The sequence below is a fragment of the Streptomyces sp. NBC_01006 genome (assembly GCF_045162725.1).
Lineage (GTDB): Bacteria > Actinomycetota > Actinomycetes > Streptomycetales > Streptomycetaceae > Streptomyces.
Window position 1 is genome coordinate 6018666 of record NZ_CP108700.1, and the last position, 25191, is coordinate 6043856.

Consider the following 25191-nt stretch of genomic DNA (forward strand, 5'->3'; position numbering starts at 1 on the left):
CGGGCGGCGACACCCCTCACCGATGAATCAGCTGCCTTCGGTGATCTGCGGGGCCGGCTCGGCCTTGTAGTTGGCGGGGCCGAGGTTCTTGTCCACGGCCTTCTGCCAGGAGCCGTCCTCGACCATCTTCTTGAGGGCGGCGTTGACCTTCGTCTGGAGGTCCTTGTCGCCCTTCTTCAGGCCGATGCCGTAGGGCTCGTCGCTCAGCTTCAGGCCGACGAGCTTGAACTTGCCCTTGTTCTTCTCCTGAGCGGCGTAGCCGGCCAGGATCGAGTTGTCCGTGGTCAGGGCGTCGACGGACTTGTTCTCCAGGCCGGTGAGGCACTCGGAGTAGCCGCCCTGCTCCAGCAGGTCGGCCTCGGGGGCCAGCTTGGTCTTGACGTTCTGCGCCGAGGTGGAGCCGGTGACCGAGCAGAGCTTCTTCTTGTTCAGGTCCTCGGCCTTGGTGATCGAGGTCTCGTCGGCGCGGACCAGCAGGTCCTGGTGGGCCAGGAAGTACGGGCCGGCGAAGTCGACCTTCGCCTTGCGCTTGTCGTTGATCGTGTAGGTCGCGACGACCAGCTTCACGTCACCGTTGGCGATCAGGTTCTCGCGCTCGGCGCTGACGGCCTGCTTGAACTCGATCTGGTCGGGCTTGTAGCCGAGCTCCTGGGCCACGTACGTCGCCACGTCCACGTCGAAGCCCGTGAACTTGCCGTCCGGGGTCTTGAGGCCCAGACCCGGCTGGTCGAACTTGATGCCGATGACGATCTTGTCCTTGGCGCCACCGGACGCGCCGCCGTCACCGCTCGCCTTGTCGCTGCTGCCGCCGCAGGCGGTCGCCGTCAGGGCGAGGACTGCGGCGACGGCTGCTGCCGCACCGGCCTTGAAAACCTTCATGGTGAACTTCCCTCGGATGAGACGTTGTTGGACGACGAGCGACACGCGTGCTCTGAGCCGCCAGGGGATCACTACCAGACAAGACCGTCAGTGGTGCAGGATCTTCGAAAGGAAGTCCTTCGCGCGGTCACTGCGCGGGTTGCTGAAGAACTGCTCGGGCGCGGCCTCTTCGACGATCTTCCCGTCGGCCATGAAGACGACCCGATTGGCGGCGGAGCGGGCGAAGCCCATCTCGTGCGTGACGACCACCATCGTCATGCCCTCCCGGGCGAGCTGCTGCATGACCTCCAGCACCTCGTTGATCATTTCCGGGTCGAGCGCCGAGGTCGGCTCGTCGAACAGCATCACCTTCGGGTCCATCGCCAGCGCACGGGCGATCGCCACGCGCTGCTGCTGGCCGCCGGACAGCTGCGCCGGGTACTTGTCGGCCTGCGAGCCGACGCCCACCCGGTCCAGCAGGGACTTGGCCTTCTCGAGCGCGGCTGCCGAGTCCGTCTTGCGGACCTTGAGCTGACCCAGCATCACGTTCTGCAGCACCGTCTTGTGCGCGAACAGGTTGAAGGACTGGAACACCATGCCCACATCGGCACGAAGCCGGGCCAGTTCCCGTCCCTCCGACGGCAGTTCCTTGCCGTCGACCGTGATGGTGCCCGAGTCGATCGTCTCCAGGCGGTTGATGGTCCGGCACAGCGTGGACTTGCCCGATCCCGAGGGACCGATCACGACGACGACCTCACCGCGGGCAATGCTCAGATCGATGTCCTGAAGCACGTGCAGCGCGCCGAAGTGCTTGTTGACGTTGCTCAGTACGACCAGGTCGTCCGCGGCCGGGACCGCATCCTGCACGTCCTTGGTCACTGATACTCCGCTCATCGGCTTCTTGCTCCGTCCTCCTCGGTTGGGAGGACAGTAGTGACGTCGTGCGCACACCGTCATTACATCTGAGGGAGAATTGAGCATAACGAAACGGCCTCGCTCCGATACGCTCCGTGCGCACCGAGGCTGCCGGGGCCCGATCGCCCGTACCGGGTGCATAACGGAAGACGCGCCGGAGCGGAACCCCCTTGACGTGGGCCTCTTCATCGGCGTGGATGCAGGGTGGCCCGTTGACCGCGGGCCCTGATCAGGAAAACAGGAAAGGGGGACGCCATGAGACTGCTGCTCGTCGAGGACGACGACCACGTCGCCGCCGCCCTGTCCGCGATCCTCGCCCGGCACGGGTTCCAGGTGACCCACGCCCGTAGCGGCGAGGAGGCCCTCCAGGCCCTGCTGCCCGCAGGAGCTCCTCCCTTCGGCGTCGTCCTCCTGGACCTCGGCCTGCCCGATCAGGACGGGTACGAGGTGTGCGGCAAGATCCGCAAGCGCACCTCGACGCCCGTCATCATGGTGACCGCGCGCGGCGACGTACGCTCCCGCATCCACGGCCTCAACATGGGCGCCGACGACTACGTCGTCAAGCCGTACGACACGGGTGAACTCCTCGCACGCATCCACGCCGTCGCCCGGCGCACCGGAGCCTCCGAGGAGGCCGCCGCCACCGGGACGGGCGCCCCCGACGTGGTCCGGCTCGGCCCGGTCAGCATCGAACTGCCCACCCGCCGGGTCAGCGTGGACGGCGCCGACGTACCCCTCACCCGCAAGGAGTTCGACCTGCTGGCCCTGCTCGCGCAGCGCCCCGGCGTCGTGTTCCGGCGCGAGCAGATCATCAGCGAGGTGTGGCGCACCAGCTGGGAGGGGACCGGGCGGACCCTGGAGGTCCACGTCGCCTCGCTGCGCTCCAAGCTGCGCATGCCCGCGCTCATCGAGACCGTCCGCGGGGTGGGCTACCGGCTCGTCACCCCGGCCGCGCCCTAGCGGGGCCACGCCGTGCGCGCCCGCCTGCTCCCCCTGCTCGTCGTCCTCATGGCGGGCGTGCTGCTGGCCCTCGGCTTCCCGCTCGCCGTGAGCCTGGCCGCGGGGCAGCAGCAGCGCGTGGTCGTCGACCGGATCGACGACAGCGCCCGCTTCGCCGCCCTCGCCCAGTTCGTCATCGACGCCGAGGGCTCCGGGTCCACCGGCGCCACCGAGCGCCTGGAGACCCTCCAGCTGGAACTGGCCCGCTACCAGCAGCTGTACGGCATCCGCGTCGGCATCTTCCTGCGCGACGACAACGCCATGGCCCGCGCGCCCGGCTGGTGGGAGCTCCCGGAATCGGGCGAGGGCCGCCGCGCCTTCCAGGAGGCCCTCGCCGGGCGCCGCAGCCACGACCCCGCCCAGGTGTGGCCCTGGCAGACCCGCGGCAAGCTGCTCGTCGCCTCCCCGGTCGTCCTCGACGGCGACGTGGTCGCGGTCGTCGTCACCGAATCGCCCACCGACCAGATGCGGGCCCGCATCCTGGACGGCTGGCTGATCATCATCGCCGGGCTCGCCGCCGCGATGCTCGTGGCCTTCGGCGCCGCCCTCGTGCTCACCCGCTGGGTGCTCAAGCCCGTCCGGACCCTCGACGCGGCCGCCCACGGCATCGCCACGGGACGGATGAACTCCCGGGTCGCGGCGGCCGGCGGGCCCCCGGAACTCCAACGCCTGGCACATTCGTTCAACGAGATGGCCGACAACGTGGAAGAGGTCCTGGAGCAGCAGCGGGCGTTCGTCGCCGACGCCTCCCACCAGCTGCGCAACCCGCTCGCGGCGCTGCTCCTGCGGATCGAGCTGCTCGCCCTCGAACTGCCCGAGGGCAACGAGGAGATCGCCTCCGTGCGGACCGAGGGCAAGCGCCTGACCCAGGTCCTGGACGACCTGCTGGACCTGGCGCTGGCCGAGCACATCTCCGCCGAGCTCAGCCTCACCGACATCGCCGGGCTGACCGCGGAGCGGGTGGCCGCCTGGCGCCCGTACGCCGAGGAGAAGGGCGTACGGCTCACCGAGACGGGCCGGACCGCGGTCACGGGCTGGGCCGACCCCATCGCGCTCTCCAGCGCGCTCGACGCAGTGATCGACAACGCCCTCAAGTTCACCCCGGAGGGTGAGGAGGTCGAGGTGTCGGTCGCCCCGGCCGGGGCCTTCGTGCACGTCGTCGTCGCCGACCGCGGGCCCGGGCTGACCGACGAGGAGCTGCTCCGCGTCGGCGACCGGTTCTGGCGCAGCGGACGCCACCAGAACGTCAAGGGCTCCGGGCTCGGCCTGTCGATCTCCCGGGCGCTGCTCGCCGCGGGCGGCGGGTCCCTCGCGTACGAGAAGAACCCGCCGCACGGACTGCGGGTGACGGTGGCCGTCCCGCGCAGCGATCCGCACACCGTCTGAAAGCGTCGTCGCGGCGGCGAAGGCGGGCCCGGGGCGCGTCAGCTCCAGGGGAGCGCGGTGCCGGCCGGGGCGGAGGCCGCGTACAGCTCGTCCACGGCCCGGACCTCGAAGGCGGCCGCGGGCTCCCGGCCTGCGCGGGTGACGGCCGGGACGTACAGCGCCGTGCCGCAGGTGCCGCCGAGGAAGCGGCGGGCGCCGTCCGGGAGCAGCCGGTACAGCTCGTAGTGCCGGACCGGCCCGGCCGCCCGGCGCCAGGACAGTCGGACGGAGGCCTTGCCGTCCTGCTGGGCCGCGGCGTCCACGGTCAGTGCGCTCGGAGCCGCCGGGCGCCGCCGCGCGGTGTCGTCGCGTACCGACAAGGCGCCGAGCCGCCAGGACACCGCTCTGTTCCCTCGGGCCGTGATCCGTACCGCAAGCCCGTACGCGGTCCTGCCCGCCAGGGCCGGGAGCCCGACCCGGGAGGTGCGCCAGCCGCCCTGGACGGAGCCGTGGACCGGCGCCTTCAGCCAGGTGTACGGGACGGGCTCGCCCGGGGCCGCCGGCTCGCGCGTGGCCACGCCGACCTCGACGGTGACCGTTTCCGCCTCGGTGGCGTGCACCAGCTCCAGGGTTGTGGAGGTGGTCAGGGGCAACCGGGTGCAGTGCAGCCCGATGACGGACGGGGCGCTCAGGGGGCCGGACACGAGGAGGCTGGAGCCGCCGCGCCAGGCCTTCGCGAAGTCCAGCGTGACGGAGGGGCGCGCTCCGGAGGTCTCGACGACCCAGCGGCGGCCCGGGAGCCGGTCCTGGAGCCCGAGGTGGTTCCACGGGGTGTCGGAGGTGACCTTGCCGTCCTCGTACCAGCGCTCCCCGTGCCCGGTGTTGAAGGCGCAGGCGAACGGCAGCGCGGTGACGGTGGAGCGGTCCGCGACGGCGGTGGCGGGCGCCCGCCAGGTGCCCCCCGGCGCGGGGTGGGCCGGGTCGAAGGACTCGCCCGTCCAGAACCGGTCGTCGGCGCGGTGGAAGGCGCCGGGGGAGCGGTCGGTGAGGTGGTTCCGGGTCCATTCGGGGCGGTAGAAGCCGAAGCTGACGACGTGGTCGCGGTCGCGCGGGATGATCGCGTCCCAGCGGACGCCGGAATTCCAGCCGCCCGACTCCACGTCGAGGGCCGCCCACAGCTCGTGGCGGGAGCGGCCCAGCCGGTCGGCGAGCGCCCCGGAGGCGGCCAGGGTCGGCGGGGTCCAGCGGAAGTCGACGAACATCGTGTCCGCGACCCGGCCCGCCCGGTCCTCGAAGAACTCCTGGTTGAGCTGGTTGAGCGCGCCCTGCCAGCCGACCCGGCCGGTGCTGTTCATGGCGTCGTACCAGGTGGTCCGCAGTCCGTACGGGCCACCGGCCGCCCGCAGGGCGCGCAGGAACTCCCGCATCCGGGCGGCGAGCGAGCTGTCCCCGCCGTCGGTCTCGGCGTTCACGAACCAGCCGTCGAATCCGTACGTCCGCGCCACCCGTACGAGCTTCTCGGCGATCGGGAACCGGCCGAGGGCGTCCCGCTGGACGAGGTCCCGGGTCCACTGGAGGTCGCCGCCGTACGCGACGGGCGGCAGGAAGATGTTGCCGAGCACGGGGACGCCGTGGCGGTGGGCGGCGTCGACGACGGGCGCGTTCGGGGCGAGCACGATGCCCTCGCCCGAGGAGCCGCCCCAGAACACCAGTTCGTCGAGGTACGCCCAGTGCGTCAGAGCGTAGTGGTCGGCGGTCGCGGAGCCCTGGGAGGGGTTCCGGGCGGTGGGCCCGAAGGAGACGAGCGAGGAGATCCGGGCCTGGCCCGTGCGGGCGCCCGCGTTCGGCGGCACGGGGGTGAAGCGGGGCGCGAGGGGCACGGTCGCGGTGTTGTACGCGAGGTCCGGATCGGACTCGGGGGTCCACTGCTTGAGGGAGCGCCAGGTGATGCCGGGGCCGGGGGCGCCGTGGGGGAGGGAGTCGGGGAACCAGTAGGAGGCGTACGGGGCGAGGTCGGCGGCGGGCGTCGCGGCGGGGGCGGGCGTGGGGCCCGGGGCGGCGGACGGGGTGGCCTGGGCTTCGGTGGTGGCGCCGGTGGCGCCGAGCAGTGCGGCGGCCCCCGCCCCGGCCCCGGCGGCGAGGACGCCGCGGCGGGTCGGCGGGGCCGTGCGTAACGAACGGGTGGTGCGAGGATCGGCGCCGTTGTCGGTCCGGGACATGCGGGGCTCCTCGGTGAGGGGTGACGGGTGACGGGTGACGGTGACGGGTGACGCATGGTCAAGGTGCGGGCGGTCAGGTGACGTCCCGTACGCGCAGCACCTCCGTGATGCCGCGCGCCGACAGATGGGCGGGGTCCTCGGCGAGCTCCGCCAGGACCACCGCGGGGCGGACCCCCTGGGCTGTGAGCGCGGCCCAGGCCTCGAAGAAGGCACCGCCCGGGGCGCACACCGAGCGCCCCGGCGCGGCCTGTGCCCCGCCGACGTCCACGGCCAGCGCGGTGGACCTTACGGCCGGGCGGTGTTCCCGGCCCCGCCACTGGGCGGCGATCCGGGCGACGGCCGCCCCGGCCGGCTTGGTCCTGCGGTCGTTGGTGAGCAGGCCGAGCCCGTACTCCAGCTCCGGGAAGTCCGCGAGCTCCCGGGACACGTCGTGCGAGCACCACCAGGTGACGCCCCACAGGTCCGGGCAGTCCAGCACGTTCGCCACGGTCGCCTCGGTGAAGGCGGCCGCGTGCTGCGCCGGGATCAGCGGCGCGGGCGCACCGACCTCCTGGAGCCACACCGGCCGGTGCGGATCGCCCGCCCAGGCCTTCGCCAGCTCGACCAGGTACGCGGCGTGGTGCTCGGTCGCCGTGCCGGTCCGGCCGTGGCGCTGCGCGGTGCCGTTGAACACCCAGGAGTGCACGGCCGTGGCCGCCCCCAGCCGGGCCGCCTGCGCCGGGGTGAAGGGATGCCCGTCCTGGTACCAGGCGGCGTCGTACTCGGCGTGCACGTGGAACCGGCCCGGGGCGCCCTTCTCGCACGCGGCGAGCATCCGCTCCAGCCAGCGGCCTGCCTGCTCCCGGGTGATCCGGTCCGGGTCCGGATGGGGGGCGCCGGAGAACTGGTTGATCTCGTTGCCGACGGTCATGCCGAGGAAGTTGGGCCGGTCGGCGAGGGCGGCGGCCAGCGTGCGCAGGTACTCCTCCTGCGCGGCGACGACGTCCGGGTCGGTGAAGATGTTGCGCCGGTGCCAGGTCCCGGTCCACGCGGGCAGGAAGTCGAAGCTCGACAAGTGCCCTTGCAGGCCGTCCACGTCGACGTCGAGCCCGCGCTCGGCGGCGGCGTCCGCGAGCGCGACGAGCTGCTCGACGGCGCGCGGCCTGATGAGCGTCCGGTTCGGCTGGAACACCGGCCACAGCGGGAAGACCCGTACGTGGTCCAGCCCGAGCGCGGCGACCGAGTCGAGGTCGGCCCTGACGTCGTCGAGGTCGAAGTCGAGCCAGTGGTGGAACCAGCCGCGGGACGGGGTGTAGTTGGCGCCGAAACGGAGCGGACGAGGGGTGAGTTCGTCGTGCATGGGGGCGTCCTGGAGTTCTCGGGAATTCGCCGGGCGACGGACAACCTGCCGGGTGCCGGGAGGGAAGTCAACAGGGCCTCCGGTGCCGGTACTTAAGCGCTTCAGTCCCGTTGACAGAAGGGTTTCGACCTCTCAAGCTGGTCGAAACTAATGCGGTTTAGTTCCGGCGCCGGAATGTGTACGGAAAATGACCGGAGGAAGAGGCTGGCACGCCATGGCCCGCAGGCCCACCATCAAGGACATCGCCCGGCGGGCCGGGGTGTCCGAGAGCGCGGTTTCCTTCGCTCTCAACGACCGGCCCGGCGTCTCCCGGGACACCCGCGCCCGGATCCGCCGGGTCGCCGAGGAACTCGGCTGGCAGCCCAACAGCGCGGCGCGGGCCCTGTCCGGTGAGCGCTCCGGCGCGGTCGGGCTGGTGCTCGCCCGGCCCGCGCAGACCCTCGGCGTCGAGTCCTTCTTCCTCCAGCTGGTCTCCGGCATCCAGGAGGTGCTCTCCGCGGGCCGGGTCGCGCTGCTCTTCCAGGTCGTGGACGACATCGACGCCGAATGCGCCGTGTACCGCCGCTGGTGGGCCGAGCGGCGCGTGGACGGCGTCCTCGTCGTGGACCCGCGTACGGACGACCCGCGGCCGGAGCTCCTCGCGCAGCTCGGGCTCCCGGCCGTGATGATCGGTGGCGCGAGCGGGACGGACGGGACAGGGGGGAATGGGGTGTTGTCCACCGTCTGGGCCGACGACGCCCGGGCGATGGCCCAGGTCGTGGACCACCTGTACGGGCTGGGCCACCGGCGCATCACCCATGTCGCCGGGCTGCCCGGCCTCGCCCACACCGCCCGCCGCATGGCCTCGCTGCGCGCCGAGGCCGAGGCGCGCGGGCTCGACCCGGAGCACGTGCGCTCGGTGGTCACCGACTACTCCGACGCCGAGGGGGCGGCCGCCACCCGCCGGGTCCTCGCCGAGCCCGAACCGCCGACCGCCCTCGTCTACGACAACGACGTGATGGCGGTGGCCGGCATCGCCGTCGCCGCCGAGCTGGGCATCGCGGTCCCCGGCCGGATCTCCATGGTCGCCTGGGACGACTCGGCGCTGTGCCGGGTCACCCACCCCCGGCTCACCGCGCTCGTACGCGACACCGCGGGGTTCGGCCGGCTCGCCGCCGAGGAGCTGCTCGCCGTGCTCGCCGGGAGCCCGACCCGGGCCCGGGAGAGTGAGCGGCCGCGGCTGGAGCCCCGGGAGAGTACGGCCCCGCCGGCGCCCGCATACTGATTCCGACCCCTTCCTGGAGCCGCCTCCGTGACCAGTCCCACCTCCGACGTGCCCGCGCCGCAGGCCGCTGCCGCAGTCGACGCCGATGTCTCTGCGGCGGCCGTGGAGCCGGCCGCCGGTCTGACGGTGGCCATCGACATCGGCGGTACGAAGATCGCCGGCGCGCTGGTGCACCCCGACGGCACGATGACGGCCACCACCCGCCGCCCGACCCCGCGCGGCGCGGACGGCGACGGGGTCTTCGCCGCCGTCGCCGAGGTCGTCGCCGAGCTGGCGCTCTCCCCGCTGTGGCCCTGCGCGGTCCGCTGCGGGATCGGCAGCGCGGGCCCCGTGGACGCCTCGCGCGGCACGGTGAGCCCGGTGAACATCGGGGCGTGGCGGGAGTTCCCGATCCAGGCCCGGGTCGAGGCCGAACTGGCCCGGCACGGCGCGGCCCTGCCGACCGTACTCGCCGGCGACGGCGTGGCGATGACCGCCGCCGAACACTGGCTGGGCGCGGCGCGGGGGCACGCGAACGCCCTGTGCATGGTGGTCTCCACCGGGGTGGGCGGCGGGCTGATCCTGAACAACCGACTCCACCCGGGCCCCACGGGCAACGCGGGTCACATCGGCCACATCAGCGTGGCCTTCGACGGTGAGCCGTGCGTCTGCGGGAGTCGCGGGTGCGTGGAGTCCATCGCGTCCGGTACCGCCATCGCCCGCTGGGCCCGGGCCCAGGGCTGGACCCCGGCAGACCCCGACGGGGACCCCTCGGCGGCGGGCGTGGCCGTGGCCGCCGAGGCCGGGGACCCCGTCGCCGTGGCCGCCTTCGACCGCGCGGGGCGGGCTCTGGCCGCGGCCATCGCCGCCACCGCGACGCTGGTCGAGATGGACATCGCGGTCATCGGCGGGGGCGTCGCCACGTCGGGGGACACGCTTTTCGCGCCGATCCGCGCGCACCTGGCCGACTACGCCACGCTGTCCTTCGTGAGCGGCCTGCGGGTCGTACCTGCGGCCCTGGGCACGCACGCGGGCCTGATCGGTGCGGCTGCGGCGGCGGTGATGCTGCTCCCGGGCGGGCCGGCGGCCCCATCGGGCCCTACGGCTTGACCGACCGGTAGTACCGCTGCGCGCCTTCGTGCAGGTCCAAGGGGTCCGTGTAGATCGCCGTACGCAGGTCCACCAGCTGCGCCGCGTGCACCTCGTGCCCGATGGTGTCGCGGCTGGCGATCACCGTGCGCGTGAACTGCTTGGTCAGCTCCGGGTCCGTCTCCTCGGTGGTGACCAGCAGGTTCGGAACGGCCAAGGTAGCCACCGACGAGGTGTTCCGGGCCCGGGCGTACGCGTCCTGCGGCATCACCGCCGCCCGGTAGTACCGCGCCGGGGTTCCGCTCGCCTGGAGCGACGGCACCAGGTCGCCGAGCTGCACGAGTCGGATCTCGTACCGGTCCGCCAGATCGCGCACCGCCTGCGTCGGCAGTCCGCCGGACCAGAAGAAGGCGTCGATCCGGCCGGCCTCCAGCTCCGCCGGCATGGTGTCGATGCCTATCGACACCGGGGTGATGTCCCGCGCCGGATCCAGCTTGGCTGCCCTCAGCAGCCGCTCGGAGATCAGCCGCACCCCGGATCCCGGCTGGCCGATCGCGACCCGCTTGCCCTTCAGGTCCCGCGCCGACTGCACGCTCGAACCGGCCGGCACCACCAGCTGTACGTAGTCGTCGTAGAGGCGTGCCACGCCGCGCAGCTGCTCGGCGCCCGGCTTGCCGTCGGCCCGGTACTTGGAGACGGCATCCGCGGTGGCGATGGTGAAATCGGCCTTCCCGGTCGCCACCCGCTGGAGGTTCTCCTGCGAGCCCTCGCTGGGCTGCAGCTGCACTTTCACGCCGGGCATGTCCTGGGCGAGGGCGTGCTCCAGCAGCTGGCCGTAGCGGTGGTAGACGCCGGTACGGACCCCCGTGCTGAAGGTCAGTTCGCCCTTCAGCTCCGGCTCCCCGAAGGGCCTCAGCCACCAGGTGAGCAGCCCGAGCACCGCCAGTACGGCCACCAGCCCCCACAGGGCGGTGCGCCTGCGGATGCGGGGCGGTACGTAGGCCATGCGGCGATCCTGCCACCGGGCGGGGGCCGCTGTCACGGCCCGCCCGCGATGGAGGGGGCCGGAGCGGTTCCGGGCACCGCCTACCCTTGTTGCATGACCAGCAGCAGCGACCGGAGCACGGCAGTGGACGTCAAGGGAACATACGAGGTGCGCACCTACGGGTGCCAGATGAACGTGCACGACTCCGAGCGGCTGTCCGGTCTGCTGGAGGGCGCGGGCTACACGCGGGCGCCCGAGGGGTCCGACGGTGATGCCGACGTCGTGGTGTTCAACACCTGCGCCGTGCGGGAGAACGCCGACAACAAGCTGTACGGCAACCTCGGCCGTCTCGCCCCGATGAAGACCAAGCGCCCCGGCATGCAGATCGCCGTCGGCGGCTGCCTCGCGCAGAAGGACCGCGACACGATCGTCCAGCGGGCCCCCTGGGTCGATGTGGTCTTCGGCACGCACAACATCGGCAAGCTGCCCGTGCTGCTGGAGCGGGCCCGCGTCCAGGAAGAGGCGCAGGTCGAGATCGCCGAGTCGCTGGAGGCCTTCCCCTCCACGCTGCCGACGCGGCGCGAGTCCGCCTACGCCGCGTGGGTTTCGATCTCCGTCGGCTGCAACAACACCTGCACCTTCTGCATCGTCCCGGCGCTGCGGGGCAAGGAGGAGGACCGGCGGCCCGGCGACATCCTCGCCGAGGTGGAGGCCCTGGTCGCCGAGGGCGTCTCCGAGATCACCCTGCTCGGGCAGAACGTGAACGCGTACGGGTCCGACCTCGGGGACCGGGAGGCGTTCTCGAAGCTGCTGCGGGCGTGCGGGCAGATCGAGGGGCTGGAGCGGGTCCGGTTCACCTCTCCGCACCCGCGCGACTTCACGGACGACGTGATCGCGGCGATGGCCGAGACCCCGAACGTGATGCCGCAGCTGCACATGCCGCTGCAGTCCGGTTCGGACACCATCCTGCGCGCGATGCGCCGCTCGTACCGGCAGGAGCGCTTCCTCGGGATCATCGAGAAGGTCCGCGCCGCCATTCCGCACGCCGCGATCTCCACCGACATCATCGTGGGCTTCCCCGGTGAGACGGAGGAGGACTTCGAGCAGACGATGCACACGGTGCGCCAAGCGCGCTTCGCGAACGCGTTCACCTTCCAGTACTCCAAGCGCCCCGGGACCCCCGCGGCGGACATGGAGGGGCAGATCCCGAAGGAGGTCGTCCAGGAGCGGTACATGCGACTGGTCGCCCTCCAGGAGGAGATCTCCTGGGAGGAGAACAAGAAGCAGGTCGGGCGGACGCTGGAGGTCATGGTCGCGGAGGGCGAGGGCCGCAAGGACGGCGCGACGCACCGGCTGTCCGGGCGGGCGCCCGACAACCGGCTGGTGCACTTCACGAAGCCGGACGGGGAGGTCCGTCCGGGTGACGTGGTGACGGTCGACATCACGTACGCGGCCCCGCACCACCTCCTGGCGGAGGGCCCGACGCAGTCCGTACGCCGCACGCGTGCGGGCGATGCCTGGGAGAAGCGCAACGCGGCTCCCGCGCAGCCGCAGGGCGTCATGCTGGGCATTCCCACCCTGGGCGTCCCCGCGCCGCTCCCCGAGGCGACTTCGGGCTGCGCCCTGCCGGCGTCTTCCTGACGCCTGCGTTCCGGCCCCGCCGGCGTTCGAGGTGCTGGCCCCGCCGCGGGGCCCCATGGGCGGCCGCGCGGGGCTAGGGTGCGGATCATGCTTGTTGCCGCCGCCGTGTGCCCCGCCCCGCCCCTGCTCGTGCCCGAGGTCGCCGCCGGGGCCGCCCCCGAGCTCGCGGACGCCCGTACCGCCTGTTCCGACGCGCTCGCGGTGCTCGCCGCATCCCGCCCCGACCTGCTGGTCGTCGTCGGCGCCGCCGAGCAGGACCACCGCGGGCCCTACCCCCAGGGCTCCCGCGGCACCTTCCACGGCTTCGGGGTCGAGGCCGGCGTACAGCTCGGGGAGGGCGAGGAGGGGCCGCGCATGCTGCCGTCGTCCCTGGCCGTCGGCGCGTGGCTGCTGCGGCACGCCCGCTGGGGCGCCGCCCCCGTCGAAGGGCTGGGCGTCGGGGAGCCCCTCGAAGCCGCGCGGTGCCTGGAGGCAGGCCGGGGGCTCGCCGCACGCGAGGAGCGCGTGGCGCTCCTCGTCATGGGCGACGGCAGCGCCTGCCGCACGCTGAAGGCCCCCGGTTACCTCGACGACCGCGCCGCCGCCTTCGACGCCGCCGCGGGCCGCGCGCTGGCCGCCGCCGACGTGGCCGCGCTCTCCGCCCTTGACGCCGAGCTCGCGTACGAGCTCAAGGCCGCCGGCCGGGCGCCCTGGCAGGTGCTGGCCGGTGCGGCCGAGGGCGCGGGCCTCGACGGGCGGCTGCTGTACGAGGACGCCCCGTACGGGGTCGGCTACTTCGTCGCCGCCTGGTCCTGACCGGCGGACACGAGGAAGGGGCGCGGGTTCGGCCGAACCCGCGCCCCTTCCTCTGACCGCGTCAGGAAGACGCCGGCGGCGTCGGCGGCGTCGGCCCGCCGGGGGCGTCCTTGTGCGCGATCTTGCCCAGGGCGTCCTTCGCCTTGCTCGTGCCGGTCTCGATCTTGCCGTGGTACTTGCCCTTGGTCTTGGAGTCCACGGCCTTGGCCACCTTGTCGAGATTCTGGCCGATCTTCCCCTCGTGCTGCTGCGCGAGGTCGCCGACCTTTTCCTTCGCCGGTGCGAGCTTGGCCTTCAGCGTGTCCAGCAGGCCCATGGGTCACCTTCCAGTGGCGGGAGCTACGTACGGGCGCCTTCGCCGGTCTCGCTGTCCGCGGCCTTCTCCGCCGACTGCTGCTTCGGGATCTCCACGCCTTCCGGCGCAGGGCTCTCCGAGTCAGCCGACTCGGCCTCGGCCCCGGTCTCCGCCGTGTTCTCGGCGACCGGGGTCTCGGACTCCGTCGTCAGGGTCTCGGCCGCGGCCTCCTCCGTGCTCGCTGCCGCGGCCTTGCGGCGAAACCGACTAAAAACGCCCATGTCTACTCCCATAACGCTACTCGTGCGGGTGAAGTTCCGCCTTGTGCGGCCCGGCCTCCGCCGGGCGTGCGCCCGGCGGAACCCCGCCAGGGCAACGACCCCGCCACCACTCCGTCACGTAACTCGATCGGGTACATGCCGGTGTCTTGACCGGGGGCTGCGAAACTGGGGCGGTGAGCAATGCAGCCCCCGCTCCGCGGGTCATCGCCGTCGTCGGTCCCACTGCGGCCGGAAAGTCCGATCTGGGCGTAGCCCTGGCCCGCCATTTCGACGGCGAAGTCGTCAACGCCGATTCCATGCAGCTGTACCGGGGGATGGACATCGGCACCGCCAAGCTGACGACCGAGGAGCGCGGCGGAGTCCCGCACCACCTCCTCGACATCTGGGACGTGACCGAGACCGCGAGCGTCGCCGAGTACCAGCGCCTGGCCCGCGCCGAGATCGACAAGCTGCTCGCCCAGGGCCGTACGCCGGTCCTCGTCGGCGGATCGGGCCTGTACGTCCGCGGCGCCCTCGACGCCATGGAGTTCCCCGGCACCGACCCGGAGGTCCGGGCCCGGCTGGAGGCGGAGGTCACGCTGCGCGGCCCCGGGGCCCTGCACGCCCGCCTCGCCGCCGCCGACCCGGCCGCCGCCCAGGCGATCCTGCCCAGCAACGGCCGCCGTATCGTCCGCGCCCTGGAGGTCATCGAGATCACCGGGAAGCCGTTCACCGCGAACCTCCCCGGCCACGAGTCGGTCTACGAGACCGTCCAGATCGGCGTGGACGTGGCCCGGCCGGAGCTTGACGAGCGGATCGCGCTGCGGGTGGACCGGATGTGGGAGGCCGGGCTCGTCGAGGAGGTCCGCACGCTGGAGGCCCAGGGCCTGCGTGACGGAATCACCGCTTCCAGGGCGCTCGGCTACCAGCAGGTGCTGGCCGCCCTGGCCGGCGAGTGCACCGAGGACGAGGCCCGGGCCGAGACCGTACGGGCCACCAAGCGCTTCGCCCGCCGCCAGGACTCCTGGTTCCGCAGGGACCCCCGTGTGCACTGGCTCAGCGGCGCCGTCGCGGACCGGGGGGAACTCCTCGGACTCGCGCAGTCGTTGGTCGAACGAGCGGTCACAGCCTGATCACGTGATGGCATCGGGACGCCCCTCGCGCCCGTTCGGGGCCCTGAGCCGTGCCATCATCAAATTCCGCGGGTGCGGTCACCGGCGGTGAACAGCGGCGTACGAAGTCCGAGTGGGGAGGGCGCGTGGCGATGGAGGCCGGCCCTCGCGACACCGGGCAGGACGGCACGAGGCAGGAAGCGGACCCGGCGATCTGGGGCACTCACCCGGCGGTCGCCGGCGGCGAGGCTCCCGAGCCCGAGGCCCTCGGCCTGCCCGCCGATCCCGCACGGCTGACCCCCGACGGCCCGGACGCGCCGGACACCGCCGAGGCGGAGGCCGCCGCCGGTCCCGAGTTCGAGGTCGAGCTGCGCCCGCAGCGCCGTCTGCGCATCTGGCAGATCGCCCCGATCGTGATGCTGGCCGCCGCCGGCTCCCTGATGTTCGCCTTCCCCCTCGCCTTCGAGTTCGGCGACGGCGGAGCCGTGGTCGCCATGCTCGGCTTCCTCATCTGCTCCTGCGCCGGCGGCTGGGGGATGATGGCCGCCCGCCGCGTCGGCCACACCTGGCCCGGGCTCCCGCCCCGGGGCAGCGGCCGCCGCCCCGACTGGCGCATGGCCGCGCTGTACGCCCTGGTCGCTCTGGCCGTCGTGGCCCTGGCCGTGTACCGGGTCGCGCGGCTGCGCTAGCCGCCCGGCCGCGGCCCCCCGCGGGGCGCCGCCGACCTGCCCGAACGCCGCTCGGTACCATGGGCGCGTGACGCAGACGAGCCTCTCCTTCCTCAAGGGCCACGGCACCGAGAACGACTTCGTGATCGTTCCGGATCCGGACAACGCCGTCGAGCTGCCCGCGACCGCCGTCGCGAAGCTGTGCGACCGGCGCGCCGGCATCGGCGCGGACGGGGTGCTGCACGTGGTCCGGTCGGCCGCACACCCCGAGGCCGCGCACCTGGCCGACGAGGCCGAGTGGTTCATGGACTACCGCAACAGCGACGGCTCCGTCGCCGAGATGTGCGGCAACGGCGTCCGCGTCTTCGCCCGCTACCTCCAGTACGCCGGCCACGTCGAGCCCGGCGACCTCGCCGTCGCCACCCGCGGCGGCGTCAAGCGGGTGCACCTCGACAAGAGCGGCGACGTGACGGTCTCCATGGGCCGCGCCGTCCTCCCCGAGGAGCAGGTCACCGTGAGCGTCGGCGAGCGCGCCTGGCCCGCCCGCAACGTCAACATGGGGAACCCGCACGCCGTCGCGTTCGTTGACAGCCTGGACCACGCCGGAAAGCTGCTCGACCCGCCCCCGTTCAGCCCGGCCGAGGTCTACCCGACGGGTGTCAACGTGGAGTTCGTCGTCGACCGCGGCCCCCGGCACGTCGCCATGCGCGTCCACGAGCGCGGCTCCGGCGAGACCCGCTCCTGCGGCACGGGCGCCTGCGCCGTCGCCGTGGCAGCCATCCGCCGCGACGGCGCCGACCCGGCCGTCACCGGCGAGCCCGTCACGTACACCGTCGACCTCCCCGGCGGCACCCTCGTCATCACCGAACACCCCGACGGGCAGATCGACATGACGGGACCTGCCGTCATCGTCGCCGCGGGCGAGTTTGACGCGGCCTGGCTCACCGAAACGGCTTTCGGCTGAGGCTTCCCTCTAATGGGTGATCCGTTTCACGCTGAGCGAGAGGCGGACTGCGCCACGTGGTGGGGTCGGTAGCATCAGGCACCGGCCCTGAGGGCTCACCCCATGCCCGCCACCGCCGGTCGAAGCCGCCGGAGGTGCCCATGAGTGCAGAGGCCACGAACCCCGAAGCACGCCCCGACGCGCGCCCTGAACTCCGCAGACGAGGCCGAACCCGCCTTGACCTGCGACGACTCGGGCGCGCGGCCCTTCTCGGACCCACATCCCGAGACCGGCTCCCCGACGCCATCGGCCACGTCGCCGAGGCGCACCGCGCCCACCACCCGGATGCGGACCTTTCCCTCCTGCGCCGCGCGTACGTGCTCGCGGAGTCCTCGCACCGCGGCCAGATGCGGAAAAGCGGTGAGCCGTACATCACACATCCGCTCGCCGTCACCCTGATCCTCGCCGAACTCGGCGCCGAGACCACCACTTTGACGGCCTCTCTGCTCCACGACACGGTCGAGGACACCGAGGTGACCCTCGATCAGGTCCGCGCGGAATTCGGCGACGAGGTCTGCTTCATCGTGGACGGAGTCACCAAGGTCGAGAAGATCGACTACGGGGCCGCCGCCGAGCCCGAGACCTTCCGCAAGATGCTCGTCGCCACCGGCAACGACGTCCGCGTCATGTCCATCAAACTCGCCGACCGGCTGCACAACATGCGCACCCTCGGCGTGATGCGCCCCGAGAAACAGGCGCGCATCGCCAAGGTCACCCGCGACGTCCTCATCCCGCTCGCCGAACGGCTCGGCGTACAGGCCCTCAAGACCGAGCTGGAAGACCTCGTCTTCGCGATCCTGCACCCCGAGGAGTACGAGCACACCCGCGCGCTCATCGCGGCCCACGCCGGGGAGCGCGACCCGCTGCCCGCCATCGCCGAGTCCGTACGCGCCGTACTGCGGGAGGCCGGGATCGCCGCCGAGGTGGTCGTACGCCCCCGGCACTTCGTCTCCGTCCACCGGATCGCCCTCAAACGCGGCGAGCTGCGCGGCTCCGACTTCGGCCGCATCCTCGTCCTCGTCGGCGAGAACGCCGACTGCTACGCCGTGCTGGGCGAGCTGCACACCTGCTTCACACCGGTCGTCTCGGAGTTCAAGGACTTCATCGCCGCCCCGAAGTTCAACCTCTACCAGTCGCTGCACACCGCCGTCGCCACGCCCGAGGGGTACGTGGCCGAAGTCATCGTCCGCACCCGGCAGATGCACCGGGTCGCCGAGGCCGGGGTCGTCGCCCTCGGCAATCCGTACACCACCGTCCCGGCCGCCGAGACCGCCCCCGACTGCGACGAGGAGCGGGTCGACCCGACCCGGCCCGGCTGGCTCTCGCGCCTCCTCGACTGGCAGCAGTCCGCGCCCGACCCCGACACCTTCTGGAGCGTGCTGCGCGCAGAGCTGGCACAGGACCGGGAGATCACCGTGTTCCGGGCCGACGGAGGGACGCTCGGCCTGCCTGCCGGGGCCAGCTGTATCGACGCCGCCTACGCGCAGCACGGCGAGGCGGCCCACGGTTGTATCGGCGCCCGCGTCAACGGGCGCCTCACCTCCCTGTCCTCCCGGCTGTCCGACGGGGACACCGTCCAGCTGCTGCTCGCCCAGGACGCCTCGTCGGGGCCCGCCGCCGACTGGCTTGAGCACGCCAGGACCCCGGCCGCCCGGATCGCCATCGGCAGCTGGCTCCAGGCGCACCCCGACACCGTGAAGCCCGCCGCCACGCCCGCCCGGGCACCGCTGTCCGTGGTCGGCGCCCGGGGCGGCGGCGGCAATGCCGTCGCCGACCTGCCGGACGCCACCGTGCGGCTGGCCGGCTGCTGCACGCCCGTGCCGCCGGACGCCGTGGCCGGGTTCGTCGTACGGGGCGGGGCCGTCACCGTCCACCGCATCCACTGCGCGGCGGTGGCCCAGATGCGCGCGCTCGGGCGGACCTCCGTCGCCGTGCACTGGCGGGCCACGGCGGACTGCCGGGTCACACTGCTCGCTGAATCGTTCGGCCGCCCGCACCTCCTGGCCGACCTGACCGAGGCCATCGCCCGCGAAGGGGTCGAAGTGGTCTCCGCGACCGTGGAACCGCCCGTCGAGCAGCGGGTCCGGCACACGTACACCCTGCAACTGCCCGACGCGACAGGGCTGCCGGCCCTGATGCGGGCGATGCGCGACGTGCCGGGGGTCTACGACGTGCGCCGGGCCTAGGCCGTAGGCCCGTCTCCGCGGCCCCAGGCCCGAGCGCGCGGCCGCGGAAGGTCCCGTTCGGGTGGAACCGTCGCGCGCCGTACGCGGCGGCGCGGCGGGCGCTGGTAAGCGGTGGGGGATGCAGCTCTCCTCCCCGCGCCTGCGCGCCGCCCTGCTGGCCGCGGCCTCCCTGACCCTCGTCGCCGCCGTGCTGCCCCCGCCGAAGCCGCTGGGCATCGGCGACAGGCTGTTCCCGGAGCTCGGGAACCCCGGGTACGACGTCCTCTCGTACGACCTGTCCTTCACGTACAAGGACAACAAGAGCCCGCTCGACGCGGTCACCGTCATCGACGCCCGGGCGCTGGAGCCGCTGGAGCGGATCAACCTCGACTTCAGCCACGGCACGGTGGCGTCGGCCCGGGTCAACGGCGAGCCGGCGCACTTCGAGAGCGCCGGGGAGGACCTCGTGCTCACGCCGGCCCGCCCGGTCGCGGCGAACGTACCGCTCCACATCGAGATCCGGCACACCAGCGATCCGCGCGGCATCGCCGACGGAGGCTGGCTGGCCACCGAGGACGGGCTGGCCATGGCCAACCAGGCCGATGCCGCCCACCGGGTCTTCCCGTGCAACGACCACCCGGCCGACAAGGCGTACTTCACCTTCCGGATCACCGCCCCGGCCGGTCTGACCGCCGTGGCCAACGGGGTGGCGGGCGCCCTCCCGGCCCCCCGGGCCGCGGGCGCGACCACCTGGACGTACCGCACCCTGCACCCGATGGCCACCGAGCTCGCGCAGGTCTCCATCGGCGACTCGGCCGTGGTGGAGGCCACCGGTCCGCAGGGGCTGCCGCTGCGCAGCGTGGTCCCGGCCGCCGACCGGGGGCGCCTGGAGCCCTGGCTGAAGAAGACCGCCGGGCACGTCCAGTGGATGGAGGCGCGCGTCGGCCGCTACCCCTTCGAGAACTACGGGGTGCTGATCGCCAAGGCGAAGACCGGATTCGAGCTGGAGACGCAGACCCTCTCGCTCTTCGAGAACGGCCTGTTCTCGGGGACCGGCTACCCCGCGTGGTACGTCGAGTCCGTGATGGTCCACGAGCTGGCCCACCAGTGGTTCGGCGACAGCGTCACCCCGCGGACCTGGTCCGACCTGTGGCTCAACGAGGGCCACGCCACCTGGTACGAGGCCCTGTACGCGGACGGCCTCGGCAAATACTCCATGGAGCGGCGCATGCGCGAGGCGTACCAGCGCTCCGACCAGTGGCGGGCGGCCGGAGGGCCCCCGGCCGCACCGAAGGCCCCCGCCCCCGGGGAGAAGGTCGGGCTGTTCCGGCCGGCGGTCTACGACGGGGCCGCGCTGGCGCTGTACGCGCTGCGGCAGGAGATCGGCGAGAAGGCCTTCGACCGCGTCGAGCGGCGCTGGGTGGCGGAGCACAAGGACGCGACCGCCGGCACGGAGGACTTCGTACGCCTGGCCTCGGAGGTGGCAGGACGGGACATGACGGCCTTCCTGAACCCGTGGCTGTACGGGAAGACGACCCCGGCGATGCCCGGGCACCCGGAGTGGGGCGGGCCGAAAAGGGTGTGACCGCCGGGGAGCGGGCATGTCACCATCGACAGGGCCGATCGACGGAGCCGCGGACCGGGGGAATCTCCCGGCGATGTGACACGTTGGACGTGACAGTGTGAGAGTCACTGTTACGCCTGGCCACGGCCATGCGTGACACGACCGCATTCGATTTCGACGTAAGGATCCAATGACCTCCTCTTCTTCCCCTTCCCAGGACGCGCGGGACGCACGGGACGTGCCGGACTCGCAGAGCTTCACCGAGAGCCTTCGGGCCGACGCCCTGATGGAAGAGGACGTCGCCTGGAGCCACGAGGTCGACGGAGACCGGGACGGTGAGCAGTTCGAGCGTTCCGAGCGCGCGGCGCTGCGCCGCGTGGTCGGCCTCTCCACCGAGCTCGAAGACGTCACCGAGGTCGAGTACCGGCAGCTGCGCCTGGAGCGCGTCGTGCTGGTGGGTGTCTGGACCTCCGGAACGGTGCAGGACGCCGAGAACTCCCTCGCGGAGCTCGCCGCCCTCGCCGAGACGGCGGGCGCCCTCGTACTCGACGGTGTGATCCAGCGCCGTGACAAGCCGGACCCGGCCACCTTCATCGGCTCGGGCAAGGCCCGCGAACTGCGCGACATCGTGCTGGAGAGCGGAGCCGACACCGTCGTCTGCGACGGCGAGCTCAGCCCCGGCCAGCTCATCGCCCTCGAAGACGTCGTCAAGGTCAAGGTGGTCGACCGGACCGCCCTGATCCTCGACATCTTCGCCCAGCACGCCAAGTCCCGAGAGGGCAAGGCGCAGGTCGCCCTCGCGCAGATGCAGTACATGCTGCCGCGTCTGCGCGGCTGGGGTCAGTCGCTGTCCCGGCAGATGGGTGGCGGCGGCGGTGGCGGCATGGCCACCCGAGGCCCCGGTGAGACCAAGATCGAGACGGACCGGCGCCGGATCCGCGAGAAGATGGCGAAGATGCGCCGGGAGATCGCGGAGATGAAGACCGGCCGCGACATCAAGCGGCAGGAGCGGCGCCGCAACAAGGTGCCCTCGGTCGCCATCGCCGGCTACACCAACGCCGGCAAGTCCTCGCTGCTCAACCGCCTCACGGGCGCGGGCGTGCTGGTGGAGAACGCGCTGTTCGCCACCCTCGACCCGACCGTGCGCCGGGCCGAGACCCCGTCCGGCCGGATCTACACCCTGGCCGATACGGTCGGCTTCGTCCGGCACCTGCCCCACCACCTGGTCGAGGCCTTCCGCTCCACGATGGAGGAGGTCGGCGACTCCGACCTCATCCTGCACATCGTGGACGGCTCGCACCCGGCCCCGGAGGAGCAGCTGGCGGCCGTCCGCGAGGTCATCCGCGAGGTCGGCGCGGTCAACGTGCCCGAGATCGTGGTGATCAACAAGGCCGACGCCGCGGACCCGCTCGTACTGCAGCGGCTGCTGCGCATCGAGCGGCACTCCATCGCCGTCTCGGCGCGCACGGGACAGGGCATCGCGGAGCTCCTCGGGCTCATCGACTCCGAGCTGCCGCGGCCCGAGGTCGAGGTCGAGGCGCTGGTGCCGTACACGCGCGGCTCTCTGGTGGCCCGGGCCCACGCCGAGGGCGAGGTGATCTCCGAGGAGCACACCCCGGATGGCACCTTGCTGAAGGTGCGGGTCCATCAGGAACTGGCGTCCGACCTGGCGCCGTACGTGCCGGCGAAGCGGTAACGGGCAACCGGATACGAGGCGGAGGGCCCCCTGCGGTGCAGGGGGCCCTCCGTTTTCCCGTACGTTCCCGTACGTTCCCGTACGTTCCCGTACGTTCCCGTACGCGGACGGGACTACTTGAACTTGGCGCTCACGGCGTCGAAGATCCCCTTGGCCTCCGGGCCCAGCCGGGGTCCGGCCAGCCAGCCCGCCTTGGCGGGGCCGATCGAGGTGTTCGACACCAGCGCCGGCTTGCCGTCACTGCCCGCGGCCACCCAGCCGCCGCCGGAGGAGCCACCGGTCATCGTGCAGCCGATCCGGTACATCACCGGGGTGTTCGCGGCCAGCGACAGCCGGCCGGGCTTGTCGGTGCACTGGAAGGCCTTCTGGCCGTCGAACGGGGCCGCCGCCGGGTAGCCGGTCGCCGTGATCCCCGCGACCTTCGGCACCGCCGGGGCGTTGAACTCCACCGGGAGCGCCGCACCGACGGTCTCCTCCAGGGACTTCCCGGTGCTCTTCTCCGGGGTCACGTGCAGGACCGCGAAGTCGTACGGGGCGCCCGCGCCACCGGTCGGACCGCCGTTCGCGATCCACTGGTCCGAGGTCTGCGCCCAGTCGCTCCACCACACGCCGTACGGGGCCACCTGCTCGCGCGGGGCGCCCTTGAGCTGGGCGGCCGGCTTGCCCGCGTTGTTGTACGACGGGACGAAGGCGATGTTGCGGTACCAGCCGCCGGACTTGCCCGCGTGCACGCAGTGGCCGGCCGTCCAGACCATGTTGGACTTGCCCGGGTGGGCCGGGTCCTTCACCACGGTCGCCGAGCAGACCATGGAGCCCTCGGGGCCGTCGAAGAACACCTTGCCGGATACGGGAACGCTGGTGTGGTAGGGCGCGTTGGCGGCCTTGGCCTGCACCGGAGCCGGGGTCGGGTCCGTGACGCCCTGGTCCTTGCCGGCGTCGGGGTCGACGGCCGGGGTCTGCGGGGTCTTGTCGGCCTCACGCATCCGGTCCGGGTCCCAGAGGTCCTCGATGATCGGGTTGACGTAGTCGCCCGCCTCGCGGAGCCAGTCCTCCTGCTTCCAGTTCTTCCACGCACCCCCCTTCCACTTGTCCAGGTCGAAGCCGTGCTGCTTGAGCCTCTCCTTGAGCTGGTCCGGGATCTTGATGGTCCCGTCGGCCTCGGTGGGGAGGCTCGCCGCCACGGTCGGCTTGGCGTCGCCGCCGGCCTCCCCGTCGCCGGGTCCGCAGGCCGCGGCGGTCATGGTGAGTGCCGCCGCGCACAGGATCGCGGTGACCGGTCGGTTCGGGCGCATGTCGTGAATCCCCCTGGTGATTCCGGGTGTCAGACGCGGTGCAGTTGAAGTACTCGGGACACGCGGGGTGCGTGTCCCGAGTTCAGCACCCCACTATGCCGCTGCCGTTGGGGACGGCACAGCCCGGGGCCGCGGTTCCGGAACCGGGGGACACAGCGAAGTCCGCGCGAATTCGGGGCGAAGTTCCGGCGGGACAAGGATCTTGCGGCCACCCGTGATCCGCCGCCGCCACCGTCGTTGGAACGTACGGGGGATGGGGGCGGCGTTCATGTTCGAGGCGCAATCCGATGGAGCACTCCGTGCGGGAGGTCCGAGAGTCGTGGCTTTGACCGAGCAGGGCGCGGCTGCCGCGCAGGTACCGCCTCAGGGAACTCGGGCAGTGGGGCACGGCGGGGTGGAGGGCATCCTGCGCCGGCAGGCGATGCGGGAGTCCGCCGCCCGGACGTACGCGCGCTCGCTGCCCATCGTCCCGGTGCGCGCCCGGGGGCTGACCATCGAGGGCGCCGACGGGCGGCGTTACCTGGACTGCCTCTCCGGGGCCGGCACCCTCGCCCTGGGGCACAACCACCCCGTGGTGCTCGAAGCCGTACGGGGCGTCCTCGACTCCGGAGCCCCGCTGCACGTCCTGGACCTCGCGACCCCGGTCAAGGACGCCTTCACCACGGAGCTGTTCGCCTGCCTCCCGCCGGCCCTGGCCGCCGACGCCCGCATCCAGTTCTGCGGGCCCGCCGGCACGGACGCGGTCGAGGCCGCGCTCAAGCTGGTCCGGACCGCCACCGGGCGCTCGGGGCTGCTGGCCTTCACGGGGGCCTACCACGGGATGACCGCCGGGGCCCTGGGCGCCTCGGGCGGAGCGCCGGACGTACGGGTGACCCGGCTGCCGTTCCCGCAGGACTTCCGCTGCCCGTTCGGGGTCGGCGGCCCCGAGGGCGCGCGGCTCGGGGCCCGTTGGACCGAGAGCCTGCTGGACGACCCCAAGGGCGGGGTGCCCTCGCCCGCGGCGATGATCGTAGAGCCGGTGCAGGGCGAGGGCGGGGTCTTCCCGGCCCCCGACGCATGGCTGCGCAGGATGCGCGAGATCACCGAGGCCCGGGGGATCCCGCTGATCGCGGACGAGGTGCAGACGGGCGTGGGCCGTACCGGCGCCTTCTGGGGCGTCGACCACGCCGGGGTGGTGCCGGACGTGATGGTCCTGTCCAAGGCGATCGGCGGCAGCCTCCCGCTGGCGGTGATCGTGTACCGGTCGGGCCTGGACGTCTGGGCACCGGGAGCCCACGCCGGCACGTTCCGGGGCAACCAGCTGGCGATGGCGGCCGGGGCGGCGACCCTGGCGTACGTACGGAAGAACCGTCTCGCCGAGCGCGCCGGGGCCCTGGGCGAGCGGATGCTGACCGCCCTGCGCGACCTCGCCTCCGCGCACCCCTGCATCGGGGACGTCCGGGGCCGCGGTCTGATGATCGGCATCGAACTCGTCGACCCGGACACCGGGGCCCCGGCGCCGACCCTCGCCGCTGCGGTCCGCCAGGAGTGTCTGAACCGCGGCCTGATCGTCGAACTCGGAGGCAGGGGCGCCGGCGTGGTCCGGCTGCTGCCCCCGCTGACCCTGACCGACGACCAGGCCGCGGCGGTCCTGGACCGCCTGGCCGACGCCATCCCCGCCGCCGCCTCCCACCACGCCCACTGACCAC

At 72.7% G+C, this 25191-nt stretch carries 21 protein-coding genes; 13 read left to right on the forward strand and 8 right to left on the reverse strand.

The window, feature by feature from the left end; translation table 11 throughout:
- Positions 1 to 27: 27 nt before the first annotated feature.
- Together OG509_RS27655 and OG509_RS27660 are read right to left on the reverse strand one after the other, a co-directional pair.
- On the reverse strand, positions 28 to 879 hold the full coding sequence (locus tag OG509_RS27655; RefSeq protein ID WP_406185217.1) for a glutamate ABC transporter substrate-binding protein: 852 nt from the start codon (positions 877 to 879) through the stop codon (positions 28 to 30).
- Between the two features lie 87 nt (positions 880 to 966).
- Positions 967 to 1752 carry an amino acid ABC transporter ATP-binding protein gene (locus OG509_RS27660; RefSeq protein WP_030154256.1) on the reverse strand — a complete coding sequence of 262 codons (786 nt, stop codon included), beginning with the start codon at positions 1750 to 1752 and terminating at the stop codon, positions 967 to 969.
- A gap of 276 nt (positions 1753 to 2028) precedes the next feature.
- Between OG509_RS27660 and OG509_RS27665 the strand changes: the two genes are divergently transcribed.
- Both OG509_RS27665 and OG509_RS27670 read left to right on the forward strand, forming a co-directional pair.
- Complete coding sequence (locus tag OG509_RS27665; RefSeq protein WP_385588655.1) at positions 2029 to 2733, forward strand: response regulator transcription factor; 705 nt, start codon at positions 2029 to 2031, stop codon at positions 2731 to 2733.
- Positions 2734 to 2745: 12 nt separating this feature from the next.
- Positions 2746 to 4158 (forward strand): ATP-binding protein, encoded by a 1413-nt coding sequence (locus OG509_RS27670; protein ID WP_406185219.1) that lies wholly within the window; start codon positions 2746 to 2748, stop codon positions 4156 to 4158.
- Between the two features lie 38 nt (positions 4159 to 4196).
- Here OG509_RS27670 and OG509_RS27675 read toward each other — a convergent pair whose 3' ends face one another.
- Entirely contained in the window at positions 4197 to 6356 is a 2160-nt protein-coding gene (locus OG509_RS27675; RefSeq protein WP_406185220.1) for an endo-beta-N-acetylglucosaminidase, read from the reverse strand.
- A 73-nt stretch (positions 6357 to 6429) separates the two neighbouring features.
- Entirely contained in the window at positions 6430 to 7695 is a 1266-nt protein-coding gene (locus OG509_RS27680) for a glycosyl hydrolase (protein ID WP_406185221.1), read from the reverse strand.
- A gap of 187 nt (positions 7696 to 7882) precedes the next feature.
- On the opposite strand from OG509_RS27680, the gene OG509_RS27685 reads away from it, so the two are divergent.
- Positions 7883 to 8959 (forward strand): LacI family DNA-binding transcriptional regulator, encoded by a 1077-nt coding sequence (locus tag OG509_RS27685; protein WP_406185222.1) that lies wholly within the window; start codon positions 7883 to 7885, stop codon positions 8957 to 8959.
- Between the two features lie 120 nt (positions 8960 to 9079).
- Entirely contained in the window at positions 9080 to 10048 is a 969-nt protein-coding gene (locus tag OG509_RS27690; RefSeq protein ID WP_406187703.1) for an ROK family protein, read from the forward strand.
- On the opposite strand, the gene OG509_RS27695 is transcribed toward OG509_RS27690, so the two are convergent.
- A complete protein-coding gene (locus tag OG509_RS27695) occupies positions 10038 to 11033 on the reverse strand; it encodes a TAXI family TRAP transporter solute-binding subunit (protein ID WP_406185223.1) in 996 nt (331 codons plus the stop codon). The two genes, OG509_RS27690 and OG509_RS27695, sit on opposite strands and share 11 nt — an antisense overlap.
- Positions 11034 to 11126: 93 nt before the next feature.
- Between OG509_RS27695 and miaB the strand changes: the two genes are divergently transcribed.
- Positions 11127 to 12653 carry a tRNA (N6-isopentenyl adenosine(37)-C2)-methylthiotransferase MiaB gene (gene miaB / locus OG509_RS27700; protein WP_406185224.1) on the forward strand — a complete coding sequence of 509 codons (1527 nt, stop codon included), beginning with the start codon at positions 11127 to 11129 and terminating at the stop codon, positions 12651 to 12653.
- A gap of 87 nt (positions 12654 to 12740) precedes the next feature.
- Complete coding sequence (locus OG509_RS27705) at positions 12741 to 13448, forward strand: class III extradiol dioxygenase subunit B-like domain-containing protein (RefSeq protein ID WP_406185226.1); 708 nt, start codon at positions 12741 to 12743, stop codon at positions 13446 to 13448.
- Positions 13449 to 13509: 61 nt separating this feature from the next.
- Here the strand turns inward: OG509_RS27705 and OG509_RS27710 are convergent, their stop codons facing one another.
- Positions 13510 to 13764, reverse strand: a complete 255-nt coding sequence (locus tag OG509_RS27710; protein WP_387286652.1) for an antitoxin — start codon at positions 13762 to 13764, stop codon at positions 13510 to 13512.
- A 23-nt stretch (positions 13765 to 13787) separates the two neighbouring features.
- On the reverse strand, positions 13788 to 14024 hold the full coding sequence (locus tag OG509_RS27715; RefSeq protein WP_406185228.1) for a hypothetical protein: 237 nt from the start codon (positions 14022 to 14024) through the stop codon (positions 13788 to 13790).
- Between the two features lie 173 nt (positions 14025 to 14197).
- On the opposite strand from OG509_RS27715, the gene miaA reads away from it, so the two are divergent.
- The 6 genes from miaA to hflX all read left to right on the forward strand — a co-directional run bounded on the left by miaA (position 14198) and on the right by hflX (position 22211).
- A complete protein-coding gene (miaA, locus tag OG509_RS27720; protein ID WP_385588683.1) occupies positions 14198 to 15136 on the forward strand; it encodes a tRNA (adenosine(37)-N6)-dimethylallyltransferase MiaA in 939 nt (312 codons plus the stop codon).
- A gap of 131 nt (positions 15137 to 15267) precedes the next feature.
- Positions 15268 to 15804 (forward strand): hypothetical protein, encoded by a 537-nt coding sequence (locus tag OG509_RS27725; protein ID WP_406187704.1) that lies wholly within the window; start codon positions 15268 to 15270, stop codon positions 15802 to 15804.
- A 67-nt stretch (positions 15805 to 15871) separates the two neighbouring features.
- Positions 15872 to 16747, forward strand: a complete 876-nt coding sequence (gene dapF / locus OG509_RS27730; RefSeq protein ID WP_389013382.1) for a diaminopimelate epimerase — start codon at positions 15872 to 15874, stop codon at positions 16745 to 16747.
- Between the two features lie 140 nt (positions 16748 to 16887).
- The gene (locus OG509_RS27735) at positions 16888 to 18972 is read left to right on the forward strand and encodes a RelA/SpoT family protein (protein WP_406185229.1); all 2085 of its coding nucleotides are present in this window, start codon (positions 16888 to 16890) and stop codon (positions 18970 to 18972) included.
- A gap of 118 nt (positions 18973 to 19090) precedes the next feature.
- On the forward strand, positions 19091 to 20536 hold the full coding sequence (locus tag OG509_RS27740) for a M1 family metallopeptidase (RefSeq protein WP_406187705.1): 1446 nt from the start codon (positions 19091 to 19093) through the stop codon (positions 20534 to 20536).
- Positions 20537 to 20705: 169 nt separating this feature from the next.
- The gene (gene hflX / locus OG509_RS27745) at positions 20706 to 22211 is read left to right on the forward strand and encodes a GTPase HflX (RefSeq protein WP_406185230.1); all 1506 of its coding nucleotides are present in this window, start codon (positions 20706 to 20708) and stop codon (positions 22209 to 22211) included.
- 113 nt (positions 22212 to 22324) lie between these two features.
- On the opposite strand, the gene OG509_RS27750 is transcribed toward hflX, so the two are convergent.
- On the reverse strand, positions 22325 to 23503 hold the full coding sequence (locus OG509_RS27750; protein ID WP_406185231.1) for a hypothetical protein: 1179 nt from the start codon (positions 23501 to 23503) through the stop codon (positions 22325 to 22327).
- 319 nt (positions 23504 to 23822) lie between these two features.
- Between OG509_RS27750 and OG509_RS27755 the strand changes: the two genes are divergently transcribed.
- Positions 23823 to 25187 carry a diaminobutyrate--2-oxoglutarate transaminase family protein gene (locus tag OG509_RS27755; RefSeq protein WP_406185232.1) on the forward strand — a complete coding sequence of 455 codons (1365 nt, stop codon included), beginning with the start codon at positions 23823 to 23825 and terminating at the stop codon, positions 25185 to 25187.
- Positions 25188 to 25191: the final 4 nt, after the last annotated feature.